19 protein-coding genes are annotated in these 23,156 nt (G+C 52.5%); 12 read left to right on the top strand and 7 right to left on the bottom strand.

The features are described from left to right. The 9 genes from tnpA to purF all read left to right on the top strand — a co-directional run. The coding region (gene tnpA, locus G462_RS0120615; protein WP_026960655.1) for an IS200/IS605 family transposase at nucleotides 1–223 on the top strand (223 nt) is incomplete at its 5' end. A gap of 170 nt (nucleotides 224–393) precedes the next feature. After that, nucleotides 394–1,506: a 4-phosphoerythronate dehydrogenase gene (locus G462_RS0120610; RefSeq protein ID WP_026960654.1), complete on the top strand. Its 1,113-nt coding sequence runs from the start codon at nucleotides 394–396 to the stop codon at nucleotides 1,504–1,506. A gap of 230 nt (nucleotides 1,507–1,736) precedes the next feature. Beyond that, nucleotides 1,737–4,154: a FimV/HubP family polar landmark protein gene (locus G462_RS0120605; protein WP_026960653.1), complete on the top strand. Its 2,418-nt coding sequence runs from the start codon at nucleotides 1,737–1,739 to the stop codon at nucleotides 4,152–4,154. Nucleotides 4,155–4,256: 102 nt separating this feature from the next. Beyond that, the gene (gene truA, locus G462_RS0120600) at nucleotides 4,257–5,042 is read left to right on the top strand and encodes a tRNA pseudouridine(38-40) synthase TruA (protein WP_026960652.1); all 786 of its coding nucleotides are present in this window, start codon (nucleotides 4,257–4,259) and stop codon (nucleotides 5,040–5,042) included. A gap of 136 nt (nucleotides 5,043–5,178) precedes the next feature. Next, nucleotides 5,179–6,108: an acetyl-CoA carboxylase, carboxyltransferase subunit beta gene (gene accD, locus G462_RS0120595; RefSeq protein WP_026960651.1), complete on the top strand. Its 930-nt coding sequence runs from the start codon at nucleotides 5,179–5,181 to the stop codon at nucleotides 6,106–6,108. 3 nt (nucleotides 6,109–6,111) lie between these two features. Next, complete coding sequence (folC, locus tag G462_RS0120590; RefSeq protein ID WP_026960650.1) at nucleotides 6,112–7,374, top strand: bifunctional tetrahydrofolate synthase/dihydrofolate synthase; 1,263 nt, start codon at nucleotides 6,112–6,114, stop codon at nucleotides 7,372–7,374. A 4-nt stretch (nucleotides 7,375–7,378) separates the two neighbouring features. Further along, on the top strand, nucleotides 7,379–7,975 hold the full coding sequence (locus G462_RS0120585; protein ID WP_026960649.1) for an SPOR domain-containing protein: 597 nt from the start codon (nucleotides 7,379–7,381) through the stop codon (nucleotides 7,973–7,975). Between the two features lie 72 nt (nucleotides 7,976–8,047). Continuing rightward, on the top strand, nucleotides 8,048–8,539 hold the full coding sequence (locus G462_RS0120580) for a CvpA family protein (RefSeq protein WP_026960648.1): 492 nt from the start codon (nucleotides 8,048–8,050) through the stop codon (nucleotides 8,537–8,539). Nucleotides 8,540–8,552: 13 nt separating this feature from the next. Further along, complete coding sequence (gene purF / locus G462_RS0120575; RefSeq protein ID WP_026960647.1) at nucleotides 8,553–10,076, top strand: amidophosphoribosyltransferase; 1,524 nt, start codon at nucleotides 8,553–8,555, stop codon at nucleotides 10,074–10,076. 76 nt (nucleotides 10,077–10,152) lie between these two features. Here the strand turns inward: purF and G462_RS0120570 are convergent, their stop codons facing one another. From G462_RS0120570 to G462_RS0120550, 5 genes are all read right to left on the bottom strand, one after another. Next, nucleotides 10,153–11,112: an alpha-L-glutamate ligase-like protein gene (locus G462_RS0120570; RefSeq protein ID WP_026960646.1), complete on the bottom strand. Its 960-nt coding sequence runs from the start codon at nucleotides 11,110–11,112 to the stop codon at nucleotides 10,153–10,155. Further along, the gene (locus G462_RS0120565) at nucleotides 11,112–12,632 is read right to left on the bottom strand and encodes an inactive transglutaminase family protein (RefSeq protein WP_026960645.1); all 1,521 of its coding nucleotides are present in this window, start codon (nucleotides 12,630–12,632) and stop codon (nucleotides 11,112–11,114) included. The genes G462_RS0120570 and G462_RS0120565 overlap by 1 nt, the downstream gene beginning before the upstream one ends. Then, on the bottom strand, nucleotides 12,632–13,357 hold the full coding sequence (locus G462_RS0120560; protein ID WP_026960644.1) for an ATP-dependent zinc protease family protein: 726 nt from the start codon (nucleotides 13,355–13,357) through the stop codon (nucleotides 12,632–12,634). The genes G462_RS0120565 and G462_RS0120560 overlap by 1 nt, the downstream gene beginning before the upstream one ends. Before the next feature lie 154 nt (nucleotides 13,358–13,511). Continuing rightward, on the bottom strand, nucleotides 13,512–14,486 hold the full coding sequence (gene cmoB / locus G462_RS0120555; RefSeq protein WP_026960643.1) for a tRNA 5-methoxyuridine(34)/uridine 5-oxyacetic acid(34) synthase CmoB: 975 nt from the start codon (nucleotides 14,484–14,486) through the stop codon (nucleotides 13,512–13,514). 110 nt (nucleotides 14,487–14,596) lie between these two features. Next, nucleotides 14,597–15,199 (bottom strand): hypothetical protein, encoded by a 603-nt coding sequence (locus tag G462_RS0120550; RefSeq protein ID WP_026960642.1) that lies wholly within the window; start codon nucleotides 15,197–15,199, stop codon nucleotides 14,597–14,599. A gap of 138 nt (nucleotides 15,200–15,337) precedes the next feature. Here G462_RS0120550 and G462_RS0120545 point away from each other — a divergent pair, with 138 nt between their 5' ends. Together G462_RS0120545 and G462_RS0120540 are read left to right on the top strand one after the other, a co-directional pair. Then, nucleotides 15,338–17,203: a methyl-accepting chemotaxis protein gene (locus tag G462_RS0120545; RefSeq protein WP_026960641.1), complete on the top strand. Its 1,866-nt coding sequence runs from the start codon at nucleotides 15,338–15,340 to the stop codon at nucleotides 17,201–17,203. A 241-nt stretch (nucleotides 17,204–17,444) separates the two neighbouring features. Next, nucleotides 17,445–17,861 (top strand): HIT family protein, encoded by a 417-nt coding sequence (locus G462_RS0120540; protein ID WP_026960640.1) that lies wholly within the window; start codon nucleotides 17,445–17,447, stop codon nucleotides 17,859–17,861. A 63-nt stretch (nucleotides 17,862–17,924) separates the two neighbouring features. Here the strand turns inward: G462_RS0120540 and cmoA are convergent, their stop codons facing one another. After that, nucleotides 17,925–18,659 (bottom strand): carboxy-S-adenosyl-L-methionine synthase CmoA, encoded by a 735-nt coding sequence (gene cmoA / locus G462_RS0120535; protein WP_026960639.1) that lies wholly within the window; start codon nucleotides 18,657–18,659, stop codon nucleotides 17,925–17,927. Nucleotides 18,660–18,857: 198 nt separating this feature from the next. Here cmoA and aspS point away from each other — a divergent pair, with 198 nt between their 5' ends. Next, nucleotides 18,858–20,624, top strand: a complete 1,767-nt coding sequence (aspS, locus tag G462_RS0120530) for an aspartate--tRNA ligase (RefSeq protein ID WP_026960638.1) — start codon at nucleotides 18,858–18,860, stop codon at nucleotides 20,622–20,624. A gap of 74 nt (nucleotides 20,625–20,698) precedes the next feature. Here aspS and G462_RS0120525 read toward each other — a convergent pair whose 3' ends face one another. Further along, nucleotides 20,699–23,155 carry a putative bifunctional diguanylate cyclase/phosphodiesterase gene (locus tag G462_RS0120525; protein ID WP_026960637.1) on the bottom strand — a complete coding sequence of 819 codons (2,457 nt, stop codon included), beginning with the start codon at nucleotides 23,153–23,155 and terminating at the stop codon, nucleotides 20,699–20,701. Nucleotide 23,156 lies beyond the last annotated feature (1 nt).

Genomic DNA, 23,156 nt, shown 5'->3' with positions numbered 1-23,156 from the left:
CCCGAGCCTGAGTGTTTCAGAGTATGTAGGCTTTGTTAAAGGAAGAACCGCGATTAGGCTGTTTGCGAAGTTTCCTTACTTGAGAAAGAAGAAACTGTGGGGTAATCACTTTTGGCAAAGAGGATACTTCGTTGATTCCGTAGGGGCGAACGAAGACATAATCAGGCGGTATGTCAGGCATCAAGACAAGGTAGAGAAAGAGGAGCAAGAACGTCAGATGTGACTGGAAATGCAGTAGTATAGGTGAGCCCCCTTCTAGGGGGCCGTGTCAAAGCCACCTGCTCTGCAGGTGGATTTTTTACTATCACGCTTTCAGCGCGATTTGGCAGATTACGCTGTACCCACTCGCAGCGATTGATATGATGCGTGTTTTACCCGCACGACGATATACCGATGAAGATAGTAGTAGACGAGAATATTCCCTTCGCTCAGGCACTGTTAAAGCAACACGGCGAAGTGGTTCCAGTGGATGGCAGGAATATTGCTCCAGCGCAGCTAGCCGATGCTGATGCCTTGCTGATCCGCTCCATCACCAAAGTGAATGCCGCATTGCTTAGCCAAGCACAGCACCTTAAATTTATCGGTACTGCAACCATTGGCACCGAGCATGTCGACCAAACCCTGCTTGCTGAAAAGGGCATCACCTTCGCCTCGGCCCCGGGCTGCAATGCCCGTTCGGTGGCGCAGTATGTAACCAGTGCGTTGTTGGCGGCAGCCCAGTTCCGCCAGCAATCCCTAAAAGGGAAAAGCTTTGCCGTTATCGGTGCGGGTAACACCGGCAGTGCGACAGCGCGTTGTGCCCAAGCCTTGGGGATGAAGGTGCTGTTTTGCGACCCTCCACTTGAGCAGCAGGGAAAGCTTGCTGGCGGTATTAGTCTGCAGCAAGCCCTGCAAGCGGATGTGATCAGCCTGCATGTACCGCTTGATCAATACCCGGAGTTTCCAACCCGCTACCTAATTGGCGTCGAACAGTTGCAAGCTTTATCGCCGCAGCAAGTGCTGATCAATGCCTGTCGCGGCGCGGTCGTTGACAATCGTGCCTTGTTGGCCCAAGCCAAGGCGAGCCGGGCGCCGCTGCTGATTTGGGACGTTTGGGAGCACGAACCGAAGGTCATCACCGAGTTGGTGGAGCATTGCTTTATCGCTACGCCGCATATTGCTGGGTATAGCCTCGAGGGTAAGATGACCGGCACCAGCATGATCTACCATGCGATGTGCCAGGCGCTGAAGATCGAGCCTAACGATCTGTCCCAGCAGCTATTGCCAGAAGCGGGCCTACCAACTGTGACCTTACAACCGCCGTTTAGCCAACAGCAGGTCGCCGCATTGACCAGATTGGTTTACGATTTGCAAGGGGATGATAAGCGCTTTCGAGAGTTCGGGCTGACGCCAGAGGGCTTTGACCGACTGAGAAAAACCTATCCGGAGCGCCGCGAGTTTTCGGTATTGCAGATTAATTCAGCGTTTGAGCAAGCTTTGGCAGAGCTGGGCTTTACTTACACCTAGCCTTACCAGTACCTTGTTCTCCATGCTAAAGCGTTTTAGATCAATACCTTAAATTAAGGTTGCTTTAGTATTGCGAATATATGCCGATACCTAAGACGACGAACAGCTATTCTGCGACCTACTTTGAAAGTGCAACAGAGCGCGCTGGATTGGAGAGTTGTCGCTAGTTATAGTGATAAAGCACCGGTTAAGGTATCGGTAGAATAATTTTATTATTAAAAGGATTGGAAATGGGGCGGAAAACATCCCTCATCTTTTTAGTCGCTGGTCTGATGCTATCTGCCCAAGCTCCGGCCAGTGAGGAAGGCAGTAAGTTTTTCGTCGAGCTAGTCGGCCCAGACGAAGTGATTGGCGAAGCTGCCCCGAGCGTTTACGGACCGATACGCAACAGTGACACTCTCTGGGCGATAGCCAGCGCCAATCGTCCTTCTCCCAACATCAGTGTCTATCAAACGATGTACGCGATTCTCCAGTTGAATCCCAACTCGTTTAACGATGGCGATATTAACTCTCTGGTAAACGGTGCGTATCTGGTACTGCCGACGGTACAAGATGCCGAAACCACCAGTCATCTCGGCGCTGTCGAAGCGCTTGGTATTAAGAAGCGCGAGCCCAAGCCGGCCGTCGCGCCAACTAAGCCCGCAGCGACTCCACAGCCTCAAGTCATAAGCACACCTACGCCTGCCAAAGTCAGTTTACCTGAGGACTTGGTTCGCCTTGAGCAGCTAGAAGAGGCCAACGAAGAGCTGTCGATGCTGCGCGATGAGCTTGTTGGACGTATTGATGAGCTAGAGCGCTTACGCCGTCAAGAGCTTGATGTGCTGCAGCAGCAAATGGATGAAAGCAGCAAGCAAGTGGTGGGAATGGCCGAGGTTAACCACCGTTTGAAGATCCGCGTACAGGAGCTTAGTGAACAGCTTGAACTGCTGCGCGAAGAGCTAAGCGACAACCGCCGTACCCAAAGCCGCCTGCTACAACTATTGGAGCAGCCTCAAGCGCCACAAGCGAGTAGCCAGCCAAGCAGCGATGGTGACTTCCTCGCGTCACCGCTTAACTTGGCACTGATCATTGTGCTGCCATTGCTGCTACTGGCCACCTTGGCAACGCTGCTCTGGCGTCGCCGTGGCAACAAAGACCTAGAGCAGGAAGAAGATTTAGAAGCAGCCTCTATCAACCTAATGGAAGAGGATGAAGACGAGTTCTCCAAGCTATTTAGTGAGAGTGTTGAGGAAGACCCGCTCGATTCGGTGATGGAAGAAGATCCTGACCTGAGTATGCCGGATGCCGATTTAGGCGATCCGATGCAAGCTGGTGTGGACCTTGGTGACGACGATCTTGAACCTGAGGCCGAAGAGGCGAGCTTCGATGACTTTGTCAAAGAAGAAGATCCCGACTTGGCCATCGACCTCGATGATGACCAGGACGCCCCGCTAGAAGGTGTGAGTGACGACCCGTTCTCCACCGATGATCTGGTGCCATCTCCGCAAGACAATAGCGACCCGGTTCTAGAACCCGATTTAGCGGAAACGGACGATGATTTCGACAGCTTGTTTGATACCGGCGACAGCACCGAAGAGTCGAGTGACGACCAAGGGCTGATCAGTGCTGAGGAGTTGGCGCTGGCCCTAGACGATGACGGTAGCGATGACCTGTTTGAAGTGACCGACGAAGACAGCAGTGATTTGGATTCGCTGCCAGAGTTTGGTTCAGACGACATGGACGATGTGTCGTTTGAAGAGGCGCTCGAGCAGCAGCGTCAGATGGAAGCCGAGTTGGCTGACTCCAAGCAACAGATGCCGGAGCTGGAAAACATTGACTTATCTGACGAAGAGCTATTCTCTGCAGAGCCAGAGCCAGAGCCAGAGCCAGAGCCAGAGCCAGAGCCAGAGCCAGAGCCAGAGCCAGAGCCAGAGCCGGAGCCAGAGCCAGAGCCAGAGCCAGAGCCGGATCCGGAACCAGAACCCGAACTAGAAGCGGAGTCAGAGCCGGAGCCAGAACCCGAATTAGAAGTAGAGCCTAAGCAGGCCTTAGACCCTGAGCTGGAGCAAGCGTTCGAGCAGGCTGCGGAGCCCGGACCTGAACTGGTCGTTGAAGATGCGCTCGAAGAGCTCACCGAAGACGATGGCGATTTAGACGTCGCGCTCGACGATGCTGAGCCCGAGCCAGTTGCGCAAGAGCCGGAATTAGAGCCAGCGTTAGACGAGGAGCCTGCCGAGCCGTCGCAGCAAACCAGCGGACAAGATGATATCGATGAGCTGTTCGCCGGCTTTAACGCCGATGCCTTCAACGAAGAGGCCGTACCCGCCGATGCAGAAGTGTTACCGGGCCGCGATGAAGTCAGCGATGAGGAGTTCGTGGACATCGATACGCTTTTGCAAGATGCGGTGGGTAGCGAGCAGGCCGACGCGGACCCTTACGAGCAGCCCAATCTGGATGTAGGCATGGATGAGTTCCCGGATCTGCTCGATGATACCGAAGGCGGTGACGTGGACCAAAATGCCGAGCTGGCGTCTAAGCTTGATCTGGCGAGGGCCTATATGGAAATCGACGACCACGATGGCGCTCGCAAGGTATTGCAGCAGGTCATCGATGGCGATGACCCCGGTTTGCGCGAAGAAGCTGAGAAGTTGATGTCGCGATTTGCATAATTTAACTGCAACCAAGCAAAAAGGGCCGTATATTTCCGGCCCTTTGTTTGTTTAAGCGAGAGCGAGCGATTAATATTGGCGCTTTTTTCAGAGAGCGGATAGATGCGAGTAGCATTAGGCATTGAATACGATGGCGCCGTCTATAAAGGCTGGCAACGGCAGCGTGAGGTTAACTCGGTTCAGCAAGAGCTAGAGCAAGCGCTATCCAAAGTGGCAAACAACCCGATTGAGGTCCAGTGTGCCGGGCGCACCGACGCCGGCGTGCATGCCACCGGTCAGGTCGTCCATTTTGACAGCCCGGTAGAACGTAAGATGGCAGCCTGGACCCTAGGCATCAACGGCAACCTGCCGCGCGATATCGCGGTGCGTTGGGCCAAAGTGGTCGATGATGAATTTCACGCGCGTTTTAGCGCCACCGCTCGTCGCTACCGCTATGTCATCTACAACCAGTCACTACGACCGGCCATCTTAGGTCGTGGCGTCAGCTTTTACCATCAGCCGCTTGATGTGGCCTTGATGGAGCAAGCTGGCCAGGCGCTGTTGGGTGAGAATGACTTCACCTCGTTTCGTGCGGTGCAATGTCAAAGCAAGAGCCCTTGGCGCAACGTGCACCACCTTAAGGTGACTCGCCAAGGCGATTACGTGATTGTCGATATTAAGGCCAATGCCTTTGTTCACCATATGGTGCGTAACATCGTCGGTAGCCTGCTTAAAGTCGGACAGGGCGAGCGCCCAGTTGAGTGGATAGCGGAGCTACTTAGCCTAAAAGATCGCACTAAAGCGGCCGCAACGGCTAAGGCCGAGGGGCTGTATCTGGTGGATGTCGACTATCCCGCACAGTTTGAACTTCCCAGGGTAGCCCTTGGGCCGTTATTCTTGGATGATTAAAAATAATCCAAGTACGCTTAAAGGGTTAGACCAGTTTTAAGTAAATTTTTTAGGGCGAATGTGGTTTAATTGCCTGAGTTTGTCCCAGCAACAACGCGGTGTCGCTGACATCGTAGAGCATTTATAAAGGATTCTGATGAGCTGGTTAGAGAAAATTCTGCCAAAAAGTAAGAGCGTGTCAGTTAAACGCCGTAACATTCCTGAAGGGGTGTGGACCAAGTGTAGTAACTGTGAGCAAACGCTCTATCGCGCTGAAGTTGAGCGTAACACCTATGTGTGTCCCAAATGTGACCATCATATGCGCATTAATGCGCGTGAACGCCTGGAGCGCTTCTTAGACAGCGACGCCCAACAAGAGCTGGGTGCCCAGTTGGAACCCAAAGATAAGCTTAAGTTTAAAGACAATAAGCGCTACAAAGACCGTCTTTCTGCTGCGCAGAAAAGCACCGGTGAAAAAGACGCGCTGATCGTGATGAAAGGCGAGCTAAAGGGCCTGCCGGTTGTAGCCTGTGCCTTCGAGTTCGCGTTCATGGGCGGCTCAATGGGGGCTGTGGTTGGAGCCCGTTTTGTTGAAGCGGTAAACACCTGCCTTGAAGAGGGCCGTGCGCTAGTTTGCTTCTCCGCCAGTGGCGGTGCGCGTATGCAAGAGGCGCTGATGTCGCTAATGCAAATGGCCAAAACCTCGGCCGCACTGGCCAAGATGCGCGAGCAGGGGCTGCCCTACATCTCAGTACTGACTGACCCCACCATGGGCGGCGTATCGGCAAGCTTTGCTATGCTAGGCGATGTAAATGTGGCGGAGCCGAAAGCCTTGATTGGTTTCGCCGGGCCGCGGGTTATCGAGCAAACCGTGCGTGAGAAACTGCCAGAGGGCTTCCAACGTAGTGAGTTCCTGTTAGAGAAGGGCGCTATCGATATGATTATCGACCGTCGTCAGATGCGTGACCGCTTGGCTAGCATTATCTCGAAGTTAACCGGCCAAATCGCCGCGCCGGAGCCGTCAGTATTGGTGGAACCGATAGAAGAAGATGCCGAGGACGCACCCAGCATCAACCCGCAAGACTGATTTATGAGTAATACCAAAAACAATCAAAGCCGGTCTCTTGCAGACTGGCTTTGTTATTTAGAACAGCAGCACCATAGCGCCATTGATTTGGGGCTAGACAGAATTGCGCGTGTGGCACAGCGCGCCGATTTACACCAGCAATCGGCCAAGGTGATCACCGTGGCTGGCACCAATGGTAAAGGTTCGTCCTGTGCCTTACTTGAACAGTTGCTGCTGGCCAAAGGCTATCAGGTCGGGGTATACAGTTCTCCTCACTTGGTGGACTTTCGTGAGCGTGTCCGGGTAAACGGGCGGTTGCCGCCAGCCGAAGACTTCTGCAGCAGCTTCGAGTATATCGAGCAGCTACGTGGTGACATCTCGCTGAGCTTCTTTGAATTTACTACCTTGGCGGCGCTGGATATGTTCCGCCGACTGCCTCTGGATTATGTGATTCTTGAAGTGGGCTTGGGCGGACGTTTGGACGCCACCAACATTGTCGATGCCGATGTGGCGTTGGTGACTACCGTGGCATTAGACCATGTCGACTGGCTGGGCGATGATATCGAGCAGATCGGTCGCGAGAAAGCCGGCATCTTCCGAGAAGGGCGCCCTGCGGTGATTGCCGACCCGGAGATAGTGGGCTCGGTGGCTGAGCAAGCCGCCTCCTTGCATTGTCAGACACTGCAGGCCGGCAATCACTATCAGTTCCAGATCCGCGATGGCTATTGGTGTTATCAGAGCGCCCAACGCAGTTATGACAACTTAGTGCTGCCACAGCTGCCGTTGATGAATGCAGCCGGCGTGCTCGCGGTACTCGAACACTTGGGTATTGCGCTGAGCCATGATGAGCTCAATCACGGTTTGCAAAACTGGCAACTCGCCGGACGCTTACAGTGGCTCGATGAGGCGGTACTGGTAGATGTGGCGCACAATCCGCAGTCAGCCCAGTATCTGGCCCAACGCCTTCCTGCACTTGCCGGGGAGCGTAAGGTTCAGGCTGTGGTGGCGATGCTTGCCGATAAAGACGCAGCGGCCACCCTCGAAGCGGTAACGCCACTTATCGAACACTGGCATATTGCCGGCTTGTCTATGCCGCGCGGCGACGATGGCAGCCGCCTGGCCGAGCTGCTAGCTGGTCAGAGTGTGACCCGTTATCCATCGGTTGCCGACGCCTATCGCACAGCGAGACAGAATCTACAGCCTGACCACCTAGTCTTGGTGTTTGGTTCTTTTTTTACTGTCGCTGAAGTAATAGAATTGGCCTCAACTCCCGTCGGACACGTGTAAGCCATTGACTAAACAGTTTAAAAATCGACTTTTAGGTACCATTGTTTTGGTAGCGCTTGGGGTGATCTTCATCCCCGACGTGCTCGATGGTAGTAAAACCAGCCTGCAGGAAGAGTTCAATCCGATCCCTTTCTCGCCAGAAGTTAGCGATTTGCCACCGCTATTGATAGACCTAAACCCCGATGGCGATGCCTTAGAGCTGGCTGAACATGATGTTGAGGTTCAACCCGCGGAAACCGCACAAGCTGAGCAGGCGCAAGCGCCAATTGACGCTTTGCCAGAGCCTGAAGAGAATCAACCGCCCGAAGTAGTAGCAAGCGCTCCTGACAAGGAGCCCGAGGTGGACCTTGCCAAGCCGGCCTACATTATCCAGTTGGGCACCTTTAAGAATGCCGCCAACGTAGAGCGTTTGGTGGACAAGCTTCGCCAAGCTGGCTACCAAGCCCACTCTTATCCGCAGCCCGCGGTACAAGATGAGCTTAATCGGGTGTTTGTTGGCCCTAATGTCTCCAAGCAAGCACTTGAGGCGTTGCAGGGCGATCTCGAAGCGTTGACTGGTCTGAAAGGCTCTGTACGTACATTCGACCCGCTGTTTCGATAGTGGAAAAGTTAGCGAGTAATTCAAAAAGGTTTCTGATATTATCCCCCGCGTCTTAATCCTTAGAAGAATATTATGGCTTGGGTAGACTACGTCATACTGGGCGTTATTGGCTTATCAGCAGTGGTCAGTTTAGTCAGGGGCTTTGTTAAAGAGGCCTTGTCGCTGGCGTCTTGGGTGGCGGCGTTTTTTATCGCCAGCCGCTTTTATGCCGACCTCGCAAGCTATTTCACCGTTGTCGAAAATCCTTACTATCGCAGCGGTCTGGCCATCCTCGTATTGTTCATCTCTACCCTTGTCGTCGGCGCGCTCGTCAACTACCTTTTCTCTCAACTTGTTACCACCACCGGCCTTAGTGGCACCGATCGTGTTCTCGGCGTCTGTTTTGGCGCAGTGCGTGGGGTACTGGTGGTCAGCGCGCTGCTGTTTTTATTATCTTTCACTGCATTTCCTGAGTCGCACTGGTGGTCCGCATCGGTGTTGATCCCGGAGTTTTCGATTATCGTGCAGTGGTTTTTTGAGTTCTTAAAAGACTCATCCAGTTTTTTGCATAACTACCAATCTTAAAAGGAAAATATTCATGTGTGGTATTGTCGGTATCGTCGGCACTAGTCCGGTTAACCAAGCAATATACGATGCGCTAACGGTGTTACAGCACCGTGGCCAAGACGCCGCAGGCATCGTGACTATCACTGAGGGCAAATTCAAACAGCGTAAAGCCAATGGATTGGTAAAAGATGTGTTCCAGATTAAACACATGCAACGACTGCAGGGTGATTTGGGTATCGGCCATGTGCGCTACCCAACTGCCGGTAGCTCAAGCGCTGCAGAAGCTCAGCCCTTCTACGTAAACTCGCCGTTTGGCCTGGCTTTGGCCCACAACGGCAACCTGACCAATGCTAAAGACCTGCGCGAAGCCATGAGCAAGCGTGCGCGTCGCCACATCAACACCACATCAGACTCTGAAGTGCTGCTGAACGTGTTGGCGCACGAGCTGGACAAACTGGTAGAAGAAGAGTTCGACCAGCGTCATGTGTTTGCTGCGGTTAAAGCGCTACACCAACAGGTGCGTGGTGCGTACGCAGTGGTTGCGCTGATCATCGGGCAAGGCATGGTGGCCTTCCGCGACCCATACGGTATTCGTCCGTTGGTTATCGGCAAGCGTGTGAGCGATGAGAATCCTCAGCGTATGGAGTACATGGTCGCCTCTGAAAGTGTGGCGTTGGATGCGGTAGGCTTTGAGTTTGTGCGCAACGTAGCGCCAGGCGAAGCGGTGTATGTAAGTGAAGATGGCCAACTGTTCACCGAGCAGTGTGCTGAGAACCCAAGCTACAACCCGTGTATCTTCGAATATGTATACTTTGCGCGTCCTGACTCGACCATCGACAAGGTATCGGTATACGGCGCTCGCGTGAACATGGGCACCAAGCTGGGTGAGAAGATCAAGCGTGAGTGGGAAGACCTCGATATCGATGTTGTTATCCCAATCCCGGAAACCTCGTGCGACATCGCGCTGCAGATTGCGATGCAGCTTAACCTGCCATACCGCCAAGGCTTCGTGAAGAACCGTTACATCGGCCGTACCTTTATTATGCCGGGGCAAACCCAGCGTCGTAAGTCGGTACGTCGTAAGCTGAATGCTATCGATGTAGAATTCCGCGGCAAGAACGTGTTGCTGGTGGATGATTCCATCGTGCGTGGTACCACCTCAGAGCAGATTATTGAGATGGCCCGTGAAGCTGGCGCGAAGAAAGTGTACTTCGCCTCTGCCTCGCCTGAAATCCGCTTCCCGAACGTCTACGGTATCGACATGCCGTCGGCCAATGAGCTGATCGGCCATGGCCGCGAGAGTGAGGAGATCTGCGAGCTTATCGGTGCTGACGGTCTTATCTACCAAGATCTAGAAGACTTGGTTGATGCCTGTAAAGCCGGCAACCCAGAGATCCAAAACTTTGAGACCTCGGTGTTCAACGGCGTTTACGTGACCGGTGATGTTGATCAGGAGTATCTGAATTACCTCGACCAACTGCGTAATGACGACTCCAAAGCTGTACAAGCGCAAGAAGAAGTGGCGAACCTAGAGCTGCATAACGAAGAGAACTAATCTCGCTAGCGCTGCAGATAAATAAAAGCCCCGGCTATGAAAATAGCCGGGGCTTTTTCGTGTCAGTGCAGCGAGGCTATAAACGGCTAAATTGCTGCTTGCTGAACTCTACCCGTTCTTGCGGGCTATGCTCGATGCCATCGCGCTTGAGCTTCTCTACCATACGCAGGCGCGGGAGGATCCCTTCGCCATTAGCGATCTGAATCGCTAAGCCGGGCCGAGCATTAAGCTCCAGTAGCATTGGACCATTGCTTTGGTCTAGCACCATATCGGTACCCAGATAACCGAGCCCCGACATCTCATAGCAGCTGGCTGAAAGCTCAAGCAGTCGCTCCCAGTGGGGCACCGCCAGCTCGGAGAGCACCCGACCAGTATCGGGGTGTTCGCTGACAGGGCGGTCAAACTGTACCGCATGTAGCGCTTTACCGGTGCCGATGTCGATGCCCACTCCTACCGCGCCTTGGTGCAGGTTGGCCTTACCGTCAGAGGCGGCGGTGGACAGGCGCATCATAGCCATTACCGGATAACCTTGGAAGACAATCACCCTTACATCGGGAACCCCTTCAAAACTAAAGCCCTCGAAGCAGGGATCAAACTCAATCAGCGCTTCGATTACCGCAACATCTGCGCTACCGCCGAGCGAGAACAGGCCCGCCAGGATGTTGGAGCAGTGGCGTTTGACATCTTCTTCAGACGCGACAGAGCCGCTTGGTTTAAAGAAGTTGCCGTCTTCTTGCTTGGAGATAACCAAAATGCCTTTGCCACCTGAGCCTTTGGCCGGCTTGATCACAAAGCCGGGATGCTCGCGCAGGATATCGACCACCGAGTTAACGTCGTGCTGGGTGCGTACCGTGCCAATCAGTTGTGGCACGGTTACCTGATCGCGCTCGGCAATGATCTTGGTTTTAAGTTTGTTATCCACCAAAGGGAACAGCTTGCGCGGGTTGTAGCGGGCAATGTAACCAATGTTGCGTTGGTTCATGCCCATAATGCCTTTGCGCGCCAGCTTGAACGGGCTGGAGAAAGAACTAAACATTAATCATCCTTATTCGCCAGAGGGCTGAAGCGCCGCAGCTCAAGCAAGCGGTACCCGGTGTAGTTTCCTAGCAACAGGATGATGCCAAGGATAATGAGCTGAATGCCTAGGAAGTTAAAGGTGAGGTGGCGTACATACTCGTTGTTCATGGCCAGATAGGCCAGTACCGCCACCGCCAAGCTGCCACCGCCTTGTAGCAGCACTTCTTTCGGGCCTTCTTCTTCCCATAGCACCGACATACGTTCGATGGTCCATGACAAGATGATCATGGGGAAGAAGGTAATCTTCAAGCCTTCAGTGAGGCCGATGCTAAAGCTCAGCACGCTAAAGATGGAGATAATCCCAATCACTGTAATGATTACGGCTGATATTCGCGAGACCAACAATAAGTTGAGGTGGGACAGGTAGCCACGAATAATCAGACCGGTCCCGACTACGAGCAAGAAGCCCACCAAGCCGGTCACTAGTGAGGTTTGCATAAAGGCGACCGCGATCAGCACCGGCATAAAGGTGCCTGATGTTTTCAAGCCCACCAGTACTCGTAGCAAAACCACAATTAACACGCCAATGGGGATAAGCAGAATGCCTTTAAATAGCGCTTGCTCTTCCAAGGGCAGGCTATCGATAGAAAAGTTCAGTAAATCAGCACTTTGGATCTTCGGCGCCACCGCACTACGTGCGCTACGATCTTGCAACAGCATGGAGAAGCTTACCCGCGAGTGTTGACCACCTTGTACTTCGAGCAGGCTATTCCCATTGGATTCCCAAAGCAGGGTGTTAGCGGGGCGGCCTTGTTGGCCGGTTGCCAGATTAAAAATTTGCCATTCATATTCGTCTTGGAACACCTGAATATACTCGGTCAGTGTTTGCCGGCGGCGTCCATCTTCCAGTCGCAAACCTCGAACGATACGGGCGGGTACCTCTGCGTTATTTAACAAATCAACCGTTAACTGATTGAGTGGCTTGTAGCCCAGCAATAGGTCGATATTTTGATTAGAGCTACTAGTATCAGTCAGCGCTTTTAATAGCTCGCGGGTAAAGCTATAGGCATCCGCTGATAGCTGCCGAGTTTGCTCGATTAAGTGCTTAGCCGCGGTTTGATAGGGCTCGGGGTACTCGGTGTATAAGGTTTGTGGCGCTTCGGGCTGATAGATATCGACCGCTTTAGGGTCGACCAAAAAGTCGACTTTGTAGTACATCTCCTGATGCCCGCTAGCCTCACGCTTCGTCCAAATTGCGCGGTAGTCTCCAGGCTCATCGACAAATGAAAGGCCATACGCCAGCGATGCAGTGGTCTCGGTTAGGCGAGTAAAGCCCTGCTGGGTTGATGGCAGAGCCAAGCTGACTGATACGGGCTCGCCGACTGCGTCCAGCTCGACTTTACCTTCAATTGACCAGATCTGGCGTTTTTCGCCGGGCAGCCATGGCACCTCAAAGGTGATATGGCGGTGATAGGTCATTAGCCCGCCGATCAACATACATAGCGAAACGATAAGATAGAAAAACTTACGTGAGGCCATTAGTTGGCGTCCTCAAAACTGGGTTTAGGTTGGGAGTGACTTAAGCTGACATCGACAACGGCAATGTCCTTTAGGAAGTTGCGACCCAAGATCATCGGGTAACGCAGGTGGCTGCGATCAGCCAAGGTGATCTGGGTTTCTTCCGACAAACCGCCAAGTTTAATCAGCATGGAGATCACTGGGCGTCGGTCGATGTTGTTGGAGGAGGCTTGTTTGATCTCAGCAAAGCGTACGATAGGGCGCTCGACCTGAATCTCGTCTTGTCCTTCTTGGACTCGCAGGGTAAAGCGCACCCAGTTCTTGCCGTCGCGCTCGAAGGTGACAATGTCGGATGCACTCAGTGAAGAGGTGGTGGCGCCGGTATCAATGCGCGCTTCAAGGGCCACTGGTAACTGCTGTACGCTGACCCACTCAACTTCACCGACTATTTGCTTGTTGCCTAGCTCATAGCTGACTGACGACGGTCCACACTGGGCTTGCTCAGCTGGCACGCTGCTAGCTGTTTCGCCGTTGTTCAGTTGGTTTAGCTGGTCTTGCAACGATTGCTGTTGCTGCTGTTGGATGCCCAACAGTGAAACGGCTTCCTGACATAGCGTTAAGGTTTGTTGCTGTGCGTCACTGAGTGCAGTGAGCTGCTGGCTGGTTTGGGCTTGGTTTTCAAGAGAGGTCTGACTGGCGCAGGCGCTCAGCAGTGCAGCCGCCAACAAAGGAATGCGTTTAATCATAGATTGGTCCATTACTCGGCAAGTAACCTAAATATAAGGGTTTTTATAAGTTCATAATAGTGCGAAAAGGCGCGCTGTTACGATTTGTCACACAGAGCATAAGCCAGTCTTACAGAAATTGCTGGCTCATCACTGTTATTGGTTAACGATGTTGTCAGTCTGGGTTGGTTGCCACCAAAACGGCGCGTTTAGGCGCGGGCAAGCCTTCCACGGTGCGGCTGCGGTCGTGTGGATCGAGGAAGGTCTCCAGTGAGTCAAACTTCATCCACTCGGTGGCGCGTTGCTCTTCCAAGCTGGTTACATCCACGTCGACCACTTTGACATCAACAAAGCCGGTTTTCTCCAACCAAAGCTTTAATGCCGCGGTACTGGGCAAGAACCACACGTTGGGCATCTTGCCATAACGGCCAGCCGGCACCAGTACTGTGTTCTCATCGCCATCTACCACCAAGGTTTCCAGCACTAGCTCACCGCCTTTGGTGAGCTGGTTCTTAAGCTGGAACAGGTGATCAATTGGCGAGCGACGGTGGTACAACACGCCCATCGAAAAAACCGTGTCGAAGCACTCTAAAGCGGGTAGTTGCTGAATACCTAGCGGCAGCAGGTGAATGTTCTGGTCGTTGTTGGCAAAGTGACGCACCGTCTCGAACTGCATCAAAAACAGCGAAGAGGGGTCGATACCCACAACAAACTTTGCTCCTTCGCCACGCATCCGCCACATGTGGTAGCCACTGCCACAGCCTACATCGAGCACGTAGCGGCCTTTTAGATTGCTGATGTGCGGCAGCAGGCGCTCCCATTTCCAATCAGAGCGCCACTCGGTGTCGATATGGATGCCATGGATAAAGAACGGGCCTTTGCGCCAAGGCTCGAGGTGATGAAGCAAGCTCTCGACTTTTTTTTGTTCGCCACTGCTTAGCTCCTGGCCATTTCCGATAGTGACGGAGTCTTTTAGCTCCAAGTGTTCGGTGGTGATGTCCGGCAGCTTATTGAGCACCCGTTGCCACTTCGGGAAGTCGCCGTGGGCGTGCTCTTTTTCCCAGTTAGCCAGTTGTGCTGGCAGGGTGATCAGCCAGTGCTGCAAACGGTTCTTAGCAATAAGTTGGTAGAAGTTTGAAAAATCTAACATGGTTGTTCGGTGTATAAGGTCACTGTGTTGAGTGTAGACGTCCTGTTTTAGACGTATTCGTTTAGACGCAATTGTTCAGATGCTATGGCTTAGATGCATTGCTTTAGTCGTTACGGCGCAAAGGTAAAGCGGATCTCGCTGGAGCCATCATCGCCGGCACTGTGTTGGCAAACGTTCAAGCCGCGGCTCAGCCATGCTTGACTCGAACCATGGTGAAGCGTTAAGTTCCCGGCCCGCAGCGTAGCCTGCTGCTGAGAGCTCAGCTTGGCGCCGATCAACGATACTAGCAGCGGAGTGCGCGACTGTATGTGGCTGTCGAGCATCAAACTGTTTATCCAGTCTTGCTCTGGGTTTAGTGGAATCAATCCGAGGCTCAGGCTGCTGTTATCCAATCGACTTAGCGCTAGCAACAAGGGTTTATCCAAGGGCTTGGCTTCGCTTGATGGAAAGGCTTTGAGCCACTCAAAGCTCTCTGACCAAAGCATCTGATAATGGGTCTCTGTCTGGCGATGGCGGTAGTGAGCTATTTGATAGTCGCCACTGCTGCGCGGCTCGGTGGTGATCTGAAAAACCAGATCGGCGTCGCCCTTGTCTTCTTTAGCTTCGGGGAGGGTTCGCACGATAAAGGCTGAGGCGGGGCAATCCCAGAGTACTTCAGAGGCGGTATCGAGAGGACTAATCTGCACGGTTGCCAGGCTTGGCGTCGTTAACATTGACAAAAATGCCAGTAGAAACGCTCTGCTACAGTTAATCATGGTCGCTTAAGTCATGTTTAGGATTAGCGAATGCTAACACAGTCCAGCAGGCATAGAGCTAAAAATATTAAGTAATTCGCTGCCGGGGAGCGAACAATGAACAAATTATCTATACGTCAGCGTTTGGTGCTGTCGGTAATCGCCGTTGTGGCACTGTTGAGCCTAGTTAGCGGGGTGTTTCAGTACCGCTTGATCAAAAACAACATGTTGGAGATCACCCAATCTGACGCGCGCCAGTTATCAGAGTCGGCGGTGGATCAGATTGAAGGTTGGTTTCAATCCAAACTGGCTATTTCATCATCCATTGATGTGAACTCGGACTCTCCGCAGTTTCTTGCTCATCTGCAGCAAGCTGCCCGCAGCGGTGATTTCCGCGCCTTCTATTTTGGCAGCGAGCAGGGTGATATGATCATGGATGACCCAGACGACCCGCTACCGCCGGGCTACGATCCGCGTAAGCGGCCTTGGTATCAAGGGGCGGTTAATCAAGGCGAATTTATCTCCAGCCCCTATGAGGATGCCAGCCTGGGCGGCTTAGTGATTTCAGTTGCGAAGCGTGTCAGTGGTGGGGTCTTCGCCGGCGATCTGACCTTAGATGTGGTCACCGATATGGTTAGCTTGCTCGAAGATGAAGGGCTGTTCCCTCTGATGGTCGATGCCGAGGGGACAGTGCTAATCTACCGCGACGAAAGCAAAGTGCTTAAACCGCTCAGTGAGATTGCACCAGAGCTAAGCGGTGCCACCTTACAGCAGCTTAGTGGCAGTCATGAGCTCATCAGTACTGATATCGATGGCGAGCCGGTGCTCTTGAAAGTGTCAGTGGTACCTGGCACCGGCTGGTACTTGTTGCTGGCTCATGTTGAGAGTGCGGTGATGAGCCCAGTGCGCCAGTTTGTAGTGAGCAACATCATGTTTATTCTGCTCAGCTTCGTGGTGATTGCCTTGGTGATGTATTGGCTGATCAGCCGTTTACTACAGCCGCTGCAGCAGCTCAACGATGCGGTCAGCGCCTTGTCCTCGGGCGAGGGGGATCTCACTCAACGGGTTGATATTGAGCGCCATGACGAGATTGGCGCCTTGGCGAATCACATCAACACCTTTATCGCGCAGTTGCACAGCCTGATTAAGTCGATAGCTACCGACGCTGATCAACTGAAAAAGTCTGCAGAGTTGGCCAATCAGAGTACCGAAACCTCCAATGCCCAGATAGCTGCCCAACAATCCGAGGTGACCCAAGTCGCCACCGCAGTCAATGAGATGGCAGCGACCGCCAACGAAGTGGCGAACAACGCTGAGCAAACTGCAGAATCGGCGCGTGAGTCTGCCGAATCCTGTGAGCAGGGCAAGCGCTTGATTGGTCGCAATCAGCAACAGGTAGATAGCTTGGCTGGTCAGCTGGACGATGCTGCCAACACCGTACAAGAGCTTGAGAAGAACACCCAAGAGATCAGCGCGATCCTCTCCACCATTCAAGGCATTGCCGAGCAAACCAACCTGTTGGCCCTCAACGCTGCAATTGAAGCGGCGCGGGCCGGTGACCAGGGTAGGGGCTTTGCGGTGGTGGCCGACGAAGTGCGTAATCTGTCGCAGCGTACTCAAAGCTCGACAGAGGAGATCCGCGCCATGTTAGAGCGTTTGCAGTCCAACACCAACAGCACTGTGACCACCATGCAAGAGAGCCAGCAACTAGTACGAGTGAGCGTTGAGGATGCAGCGCGCGCCACTGAGATGTTGGAGAACATTACAGGCTCGATTAACCAAATCAGTGATATGGCGACACAGATCTCCAGCGCAGCAGAGGAGCAGCGGGCGGTCACCGAGGAAGTTGGCCGCAATACCCAAGGTATTCAAGATGCGTCATTGGAGTTAGCTGAGCAGGCTCATGCAAGCGCCCAGCGGGCAACCGATCTCGACCGTATCTCTAGCCAGCTTCACAAAGAAGTCTCTACGTTTAAGATTTGATGAACAAGCAGATAGCTTGGAAAGGGCGCCTGTTAATACTGGCGCCCTTGTTGTTTGCGGTGTAAATAAGCGTTAGCGGGCTGTTTTAGGCTGCTCTTGAAACACCATCGAAGTGGCAAAAGGATTGTTTTATAAGCCTTATTCGGAAAGTCGTGTGCTGGTACGATGCACATTTTAGTGCTGTACATTGGCCGGTGTTTTTCAGACTATAGATCTATATAGCCAATACAGAGATACCTACATGAGCTACGACCCTAATAACATCTTCGCTAAAATCCTGCGCGGCGAAATGCCCTGTGTAAAGGTCTACGAAGATGAGCACTGCTTGTCGTTTATGGACATCATGCCTCAAGCTGAAGGACACACCTTGGTATTGCCCAAAGAACCCGCTGAAACCTTGCTTGACCTTAGCGATGCGGCAGCAGCAGAAACCATTAAAGTGGTGAAGAAGATGGCCAAAGCGGTAAAACAAGCCACCGGCGCGGCGGGTGTGACCATCGTACAGTTCAATGGCGCGGAAGCTGGGCAAACTGTGCCGCACCTGCACTTTCACATTATTCCTGGCTCGTTTGCTAAGGCGAAGGTGCATGCCAAGGAGATGGTCGATCCGGCCAGCTTGCAAGAACTGGCGGATAAGATTGCTGCGGCGGTTGAGTAATAAAAAAGGCGCTGTTAGCGCCTTTTTTATGCTGGTCTTGGCCTGTCCTTAATAAGGTTGAGACTAGGCCTTAATCGCAACCAAGGATCCGAAGTTAAAACACTGGAACCAAATATCGCTGTGGGCAAACCCTGCGGTGGCAAAGCGTTGCTTGTGCTGTTCAATGGTATCGGGCACTAGCACGTTCTCCAGCGAACTGCGCTTTTGACTGATCTCTAACTCGCTGTAGCCATTGGCGCGTTTAAAGTCCAAGTGAAGCTCATCCAGTACGTCATGAATATCGCTATCTTCGAAGCGAAACTTCTCGCTGACAATTAGCAATCCGCCGGATTTCATGCCTTTATAGATCTTGTCGATCAGCACTTGGCGCTGCTCTGACGGGATAAACTGCAGAGTAAAGTTGAGCACGACTACCGAGGCGTCTTTAATCTCGGTCTGGCTAATGTCCTCGCAGCGCACCTCGACCGGCACGTCGGCTTTAAATGCGCTCAAGTGCAGCTGACAGCGCTCAACCATCGCTTCAGAGTTATCCACCGCAATGATTTCCACGCCGGGTTTGCTGGCGCCGCGGCGCATCGCCAAGGTGGCGGCGCCCAGTGAACAGCCGAGATCGTACAGTCGGCTGTTTGGCTGATGATACTGCTCAGTGAGATGGCTGATGGTGCTGATAATGTTGCTGTACCCCGGCACCGAGCGCTGAATCATATCGGGGAACACCTCGACCACTTGCTTATCGAAGCTAAACCCGCCGAGTTCAGTAATAGGCTGGGAAAACAGGGTGTCTTTGTTGTTACTCATACTTTCTACCTACATTAGACGGCGGCGATTCTAGCTGATTTTGCAAGAACACCACAAATTTGTCTGAGGCTACTGATTTTCGTGGCGGTTTCTTTATACTATCCGCTTTTATAGGTAATCATCGAGGGCGAACAGGTTCGCTCCGAGGTGAGGGTGCAATCTTGCCCCGCTTCAAAAAGATTATAACGGGATAGCTTAATGCGTAGTGTTTACTGTGGACAGGTGACCAAGCAATTGGTCGATCAGGAAATTAATTTGGTTGGATGGGTGAATCGTCGTCGTGATTTAGGCGGCGTGATCTTCATCGACCTACGAGACCGGGAAGGTATCGTGCAGGTCGTGTTTGACCCTGATCGCGCAGAGGTGTTCGAGATTGCTAACAGCCTGCGTAACGAGTTCTGCGTGAAGCTGAAAGGCCGTGTTCGTGCTCGCCCAGAGAGCCAGGTGAATGCCGACATGACCACCGGTGAAGTTGAGCTGCTAGGCCTTGAGCTCGAGATCCTCAACCGTGCCGCGCCGCTGCCACTGGACAGCAACCAAGATAACAGCGAAGAGCAACGTCTTAAATACCGCTACCTGGACCTGCGTCGTCCTGAGATGACTCAGCGCATGATGTTCCGTGCCAAGGTAACCGGTTTTGTTCGTCGCTTTATGGAAGACAATGGCTTCCTCGACATCGAAACCCCAATTCTTACCAAGGCCACGCCAGAGGGCGCGCGCGACTACTTGGTGCCAAGCCGTACTCACAAAGGTGAGTTCTTTGCATTGCCACAATCGCCGCAGATCTTTAAGCAGCTGCTGATGATGTCGGGCATGGACCGTTACTACCAAATCGTTAAGTGCTTCCGCGATGAAGACTTGCGTGCTGACCGCCAGCCTGAGTTCACCCAAATCGATATCGAGACCTCATTTATGAGCTCTGATGAGGTGATGGCGGTGACTGAAACCATGATCCGTGATTTGTTCAAAGAGATGATGGACGTTGATCTGGGCGAGTTTCCAGTGATGCCATTCTCTGAAGCCATGCGTCTATATGGTTCTGACAAGCCAGACCTGCGCAACCCAATGCAGCTGGTGGATGTGGCAGATTTGCTTAAAGAGGTTGAGTTCAAGGTATTCTCAGGCCCTGCCAACGACGAGAAAGGCCGCGTTGCAGTATTGAGCGTACCGGGCGGCGCAAGCTTGTCACGTAAGCAAATTGATGACTACGGCAAGTACGTGGGTATCTACGGCGCGAAAGGTCTGGCATGGATGAAAGTCAATGCACTGGCCGATGGCGTAGATGGCCTGCAATCGCCAATTCTTAAGTTCCTGACCCCTGAGATTGCTCTGGCAATCGTTGAGCGCTGTGGCGCGCAAGATGGCGACCTTATCTTGTTCGGCGCGGATAACGCGCGTACTGTATGCGAAGCCATGGGCGCGCTGCGTTTGAAAGTGGGTGAAGATCTAGGCTTGGTGAGCGACGAGTGGAAGCCGCTATGGGTTGTTGATTTCCCAATGTTTGAAGAGATCGACGGCAAGCTCCACGCTATGCACCACCCATTTACTGCGCCAGTAGAAGGCGTAAGCCCAGAGCAGCTGCTGGCCGATCCTGCCAACATCGACTCAAACGCCTACGACATGGTGTTGAACGGTGTTGAGCTGGGTGGTGGTAGTGTGCGTATTCACCGCCAAGAGATGCAGGCAGCAGCCTTTGAAGCCTTGGGTATCAGCGACGAAGAAGCGCAAGACAAGTTTGGCTTCTTGCTGGATGCCCTGCAATACGGTGCGCCACCGCATGCTGGCCTGGCCTTCGGTCTTGACCGCTTGGTGATGCTGATGACCGGCGCAAGCTCGATTCGTGACGTGATGGCATTCCCGAAAACCACCACCGCCGCGTGTCCGCTGACTAACGCACCAAGCGCAGCCAACCCTGCGGCGCTAGAAGAGCTAGCTCTGACGATTCGTCCGCAAGAGAAAGCGTAATTAACGTTTGCTAAAGCGACTTAAAAAGGAGGCGATTGCCTCCTTTTTTGTGTCTAGGCGTAGCTGCTTTCCGGTCAGTGGCGCGCCGACGCTGTTGGCAGCTGGGCCAGTTCAATCTGATAACCTTGCTCGTTAATCAACGATGAGGTCTGTTTGCTTCTCGCCAGCATCTCCAAGGCTTGGTCTTTGGTCACCGGCTTACCAAACAAATAGCCTTGTACCTTGTCAAAGCCATTAAATTTCAGCCAGTTGGCGTGTTCAACTGTCTCAACCCCCTCAACTAACACGTCATAGTTGAGTTGGCTCATCAACTTTTGCATGCTGAGCAAAATGTATTGGGATGAAGAGGATGAGATGGCGTTGAGCCCAAACTCTCGGTCAAATTTTATCTTGTCGCAATCGAGCTTACTCAGGTAACTGAGTGATGTGAAGCCCTTCCCAAAGTCATCGAAGGCTACTCTTATGCCGGCTGCTCGTATGTCGAAAAGTTGGCTCTGTACCTGCTGATAGTTCGTCAGTGCCGCGCTTTCAGTGATTTCAAGTTCTAATATATTCGACAGCTCGCCGGCGGATTGGAATTTCTGAATTAGACGAGTGGCGAAGCTCTTATCATCAAACTGCCGACCACTAACGTTGAAAGCAATGACTAAACCTTTCAGACCGAGATATTCCATTTCTTCGAGTAGTGCAATGCTTTTGTCGATTACCCAGTAACCAAGTGGGATAATGTGTCGACCCTTTTCTATTACATCTAAAAAGCGTCCAGGGCTTATCAAGCCTTCCTCTGGGTGGCGCCAACGGAGTAATAGCTCAAAGCCAATGATCCGTTGCTCCAACATGGAGACTTGCGGCTGCATAAACAATTCCAGTTCATCGTTGCGCATCGCCTCTTTGAACTGGCTATCAATGGTGAAAACTAAATCATTGTGCTTGGCGAGTTCGATATTGAAGTGGCTTACACAGTTACGACCTTTGCGCTTTGAGGCGTACATTGCGAGATCTGCATATTGGGTAATGAGGTCACTGTCGTAGGACGACTGTTGGGCGTTAGCCACCCCAATGCTGGGGGTCACGCTGATGGTGACGTCTTCAATGGTGATGTCGCGCGCTAACCATTGGGCGAGGTTATCAGCAAAGGCCATTACTGACTCGTCGTTATGGCCGACCAGAATCACGGTAAACTCGTCGCCGCCAAGGCGAAATGCGTGGTTATCGGAAGGGCAAAGCTGAACCAAGCGGGTTGCTAAGCGTTTGAGTAGTTGATCACCGAACTTGTGACCGAGCTTATCATTGATGGTCTTGAAGTCGTCAATATCGATGTACAGCAAGCTGAGATCGGTATTGCTTGATTGGGCTTGCTTCATCGACCTATCAAGCTGTTGGCGGAAAGAAGTTCGATTGGGTAACTCTGTTAGCTGGTCAATCAAAACCATTCTCTCCAGGCTAGCGGTGTTTGCTTCAATGCGCTGCTGCATGGTTGCGAATTTGTCCGCGAGCTCTAAAGAAATACGGTCTAACGAATCAAACTCATCGAGTAAACCACTACGTGGAGGTTGAGGTCGATAGCCTCGATTGTCGAGAATGGCAGGAAGGTGAGTGGCATGATAGCGCAGGCTGCGCAATGGCCGCTTCATGAGTAAAAAGCCTGTCACCACGCTCATTATTCCGGTCGCCAGCAATAACAATATCAAGTTTTGGTAGTGTGACAGTTTGCGTGCATGTTGCTCGCTCCAGTTTTTGGCAATGAGTAGGCGCTGGTTGTGGTTACCTTGGCTAGCCAAGGAGAATTGCTGGGTTTCAATATACTCGCCATCAACTTGAAAGCTGGCTGCACTTGAGTTTGCCTGTTTCAGCGCGTTATCAAACCAGGTGTTACTTTGGCGCTCGGTTTGAGTGGCGATGAGTATCGATTTTTCAGCTTGAGGACGGATATCGATGATCGCGACATCGATATCATCTCGCTGGGCTACATTGATTAGCGCTTCCGCTAAGTCCAGCTTAAACGAAAAAATCCCGCGTTGATTGCGGGCTGTGCGTACTGGCAGTGCGATCCAAAGCGAGCAATACTCGCGACAATCGATTACGTGGGATGGTCCTGCATTTGCTTGAACCTGCGCGGTTAGGCTATCGGGAGGCAGCAGAGTTTGCTGGAAGCAGCTTGGTATTTTGTTGTATTGGGCGATACATGCGTCAGAGATGGGAAGTAACCACTGCAGCTCAGGAAGTGCCTGCTCAAGGTAGCCATTCAATGCCTCAAAATTGTCTGCTTGGCTAAGTACCACTTGTGCTTCGAAGATATAGGTAATGCTGTCTTTGAGTTTGACGATCTGATCATTAAATTCTTCAAAATAGTTGTTAAATAAACTCGAGCGCAGTTGCTGTTCCTGGTTTTGGTAATAGGTTGCTGCGCTGTAGCCAAATAGGCACAACGCGGTAATGGCTAACACGAACAAACCAATTACCAGTTTCAGTCTGACACTGACAAAGCGGTTAGCGACGTCCAGCAACGGAAAGTGACTCAATGAACGCATC

It is taken from the genome of Aliagarivorans taiwanensis DSM 22990, assembly GCF_000429505.1.
In the GTDB taxonomy this organism is placed as follows: Bacteria; Pseudomonadota; Gammaproteobacteria; order Enterobacterales; family Celerinatantimonadaceae; genus Aliagarivorans; species Aliagarivorans taiwanensis.
Note: the sequence above shows the minus strand (reverse complement) of the source record. Positions and strands in the feature narration are given on the sequence as shown.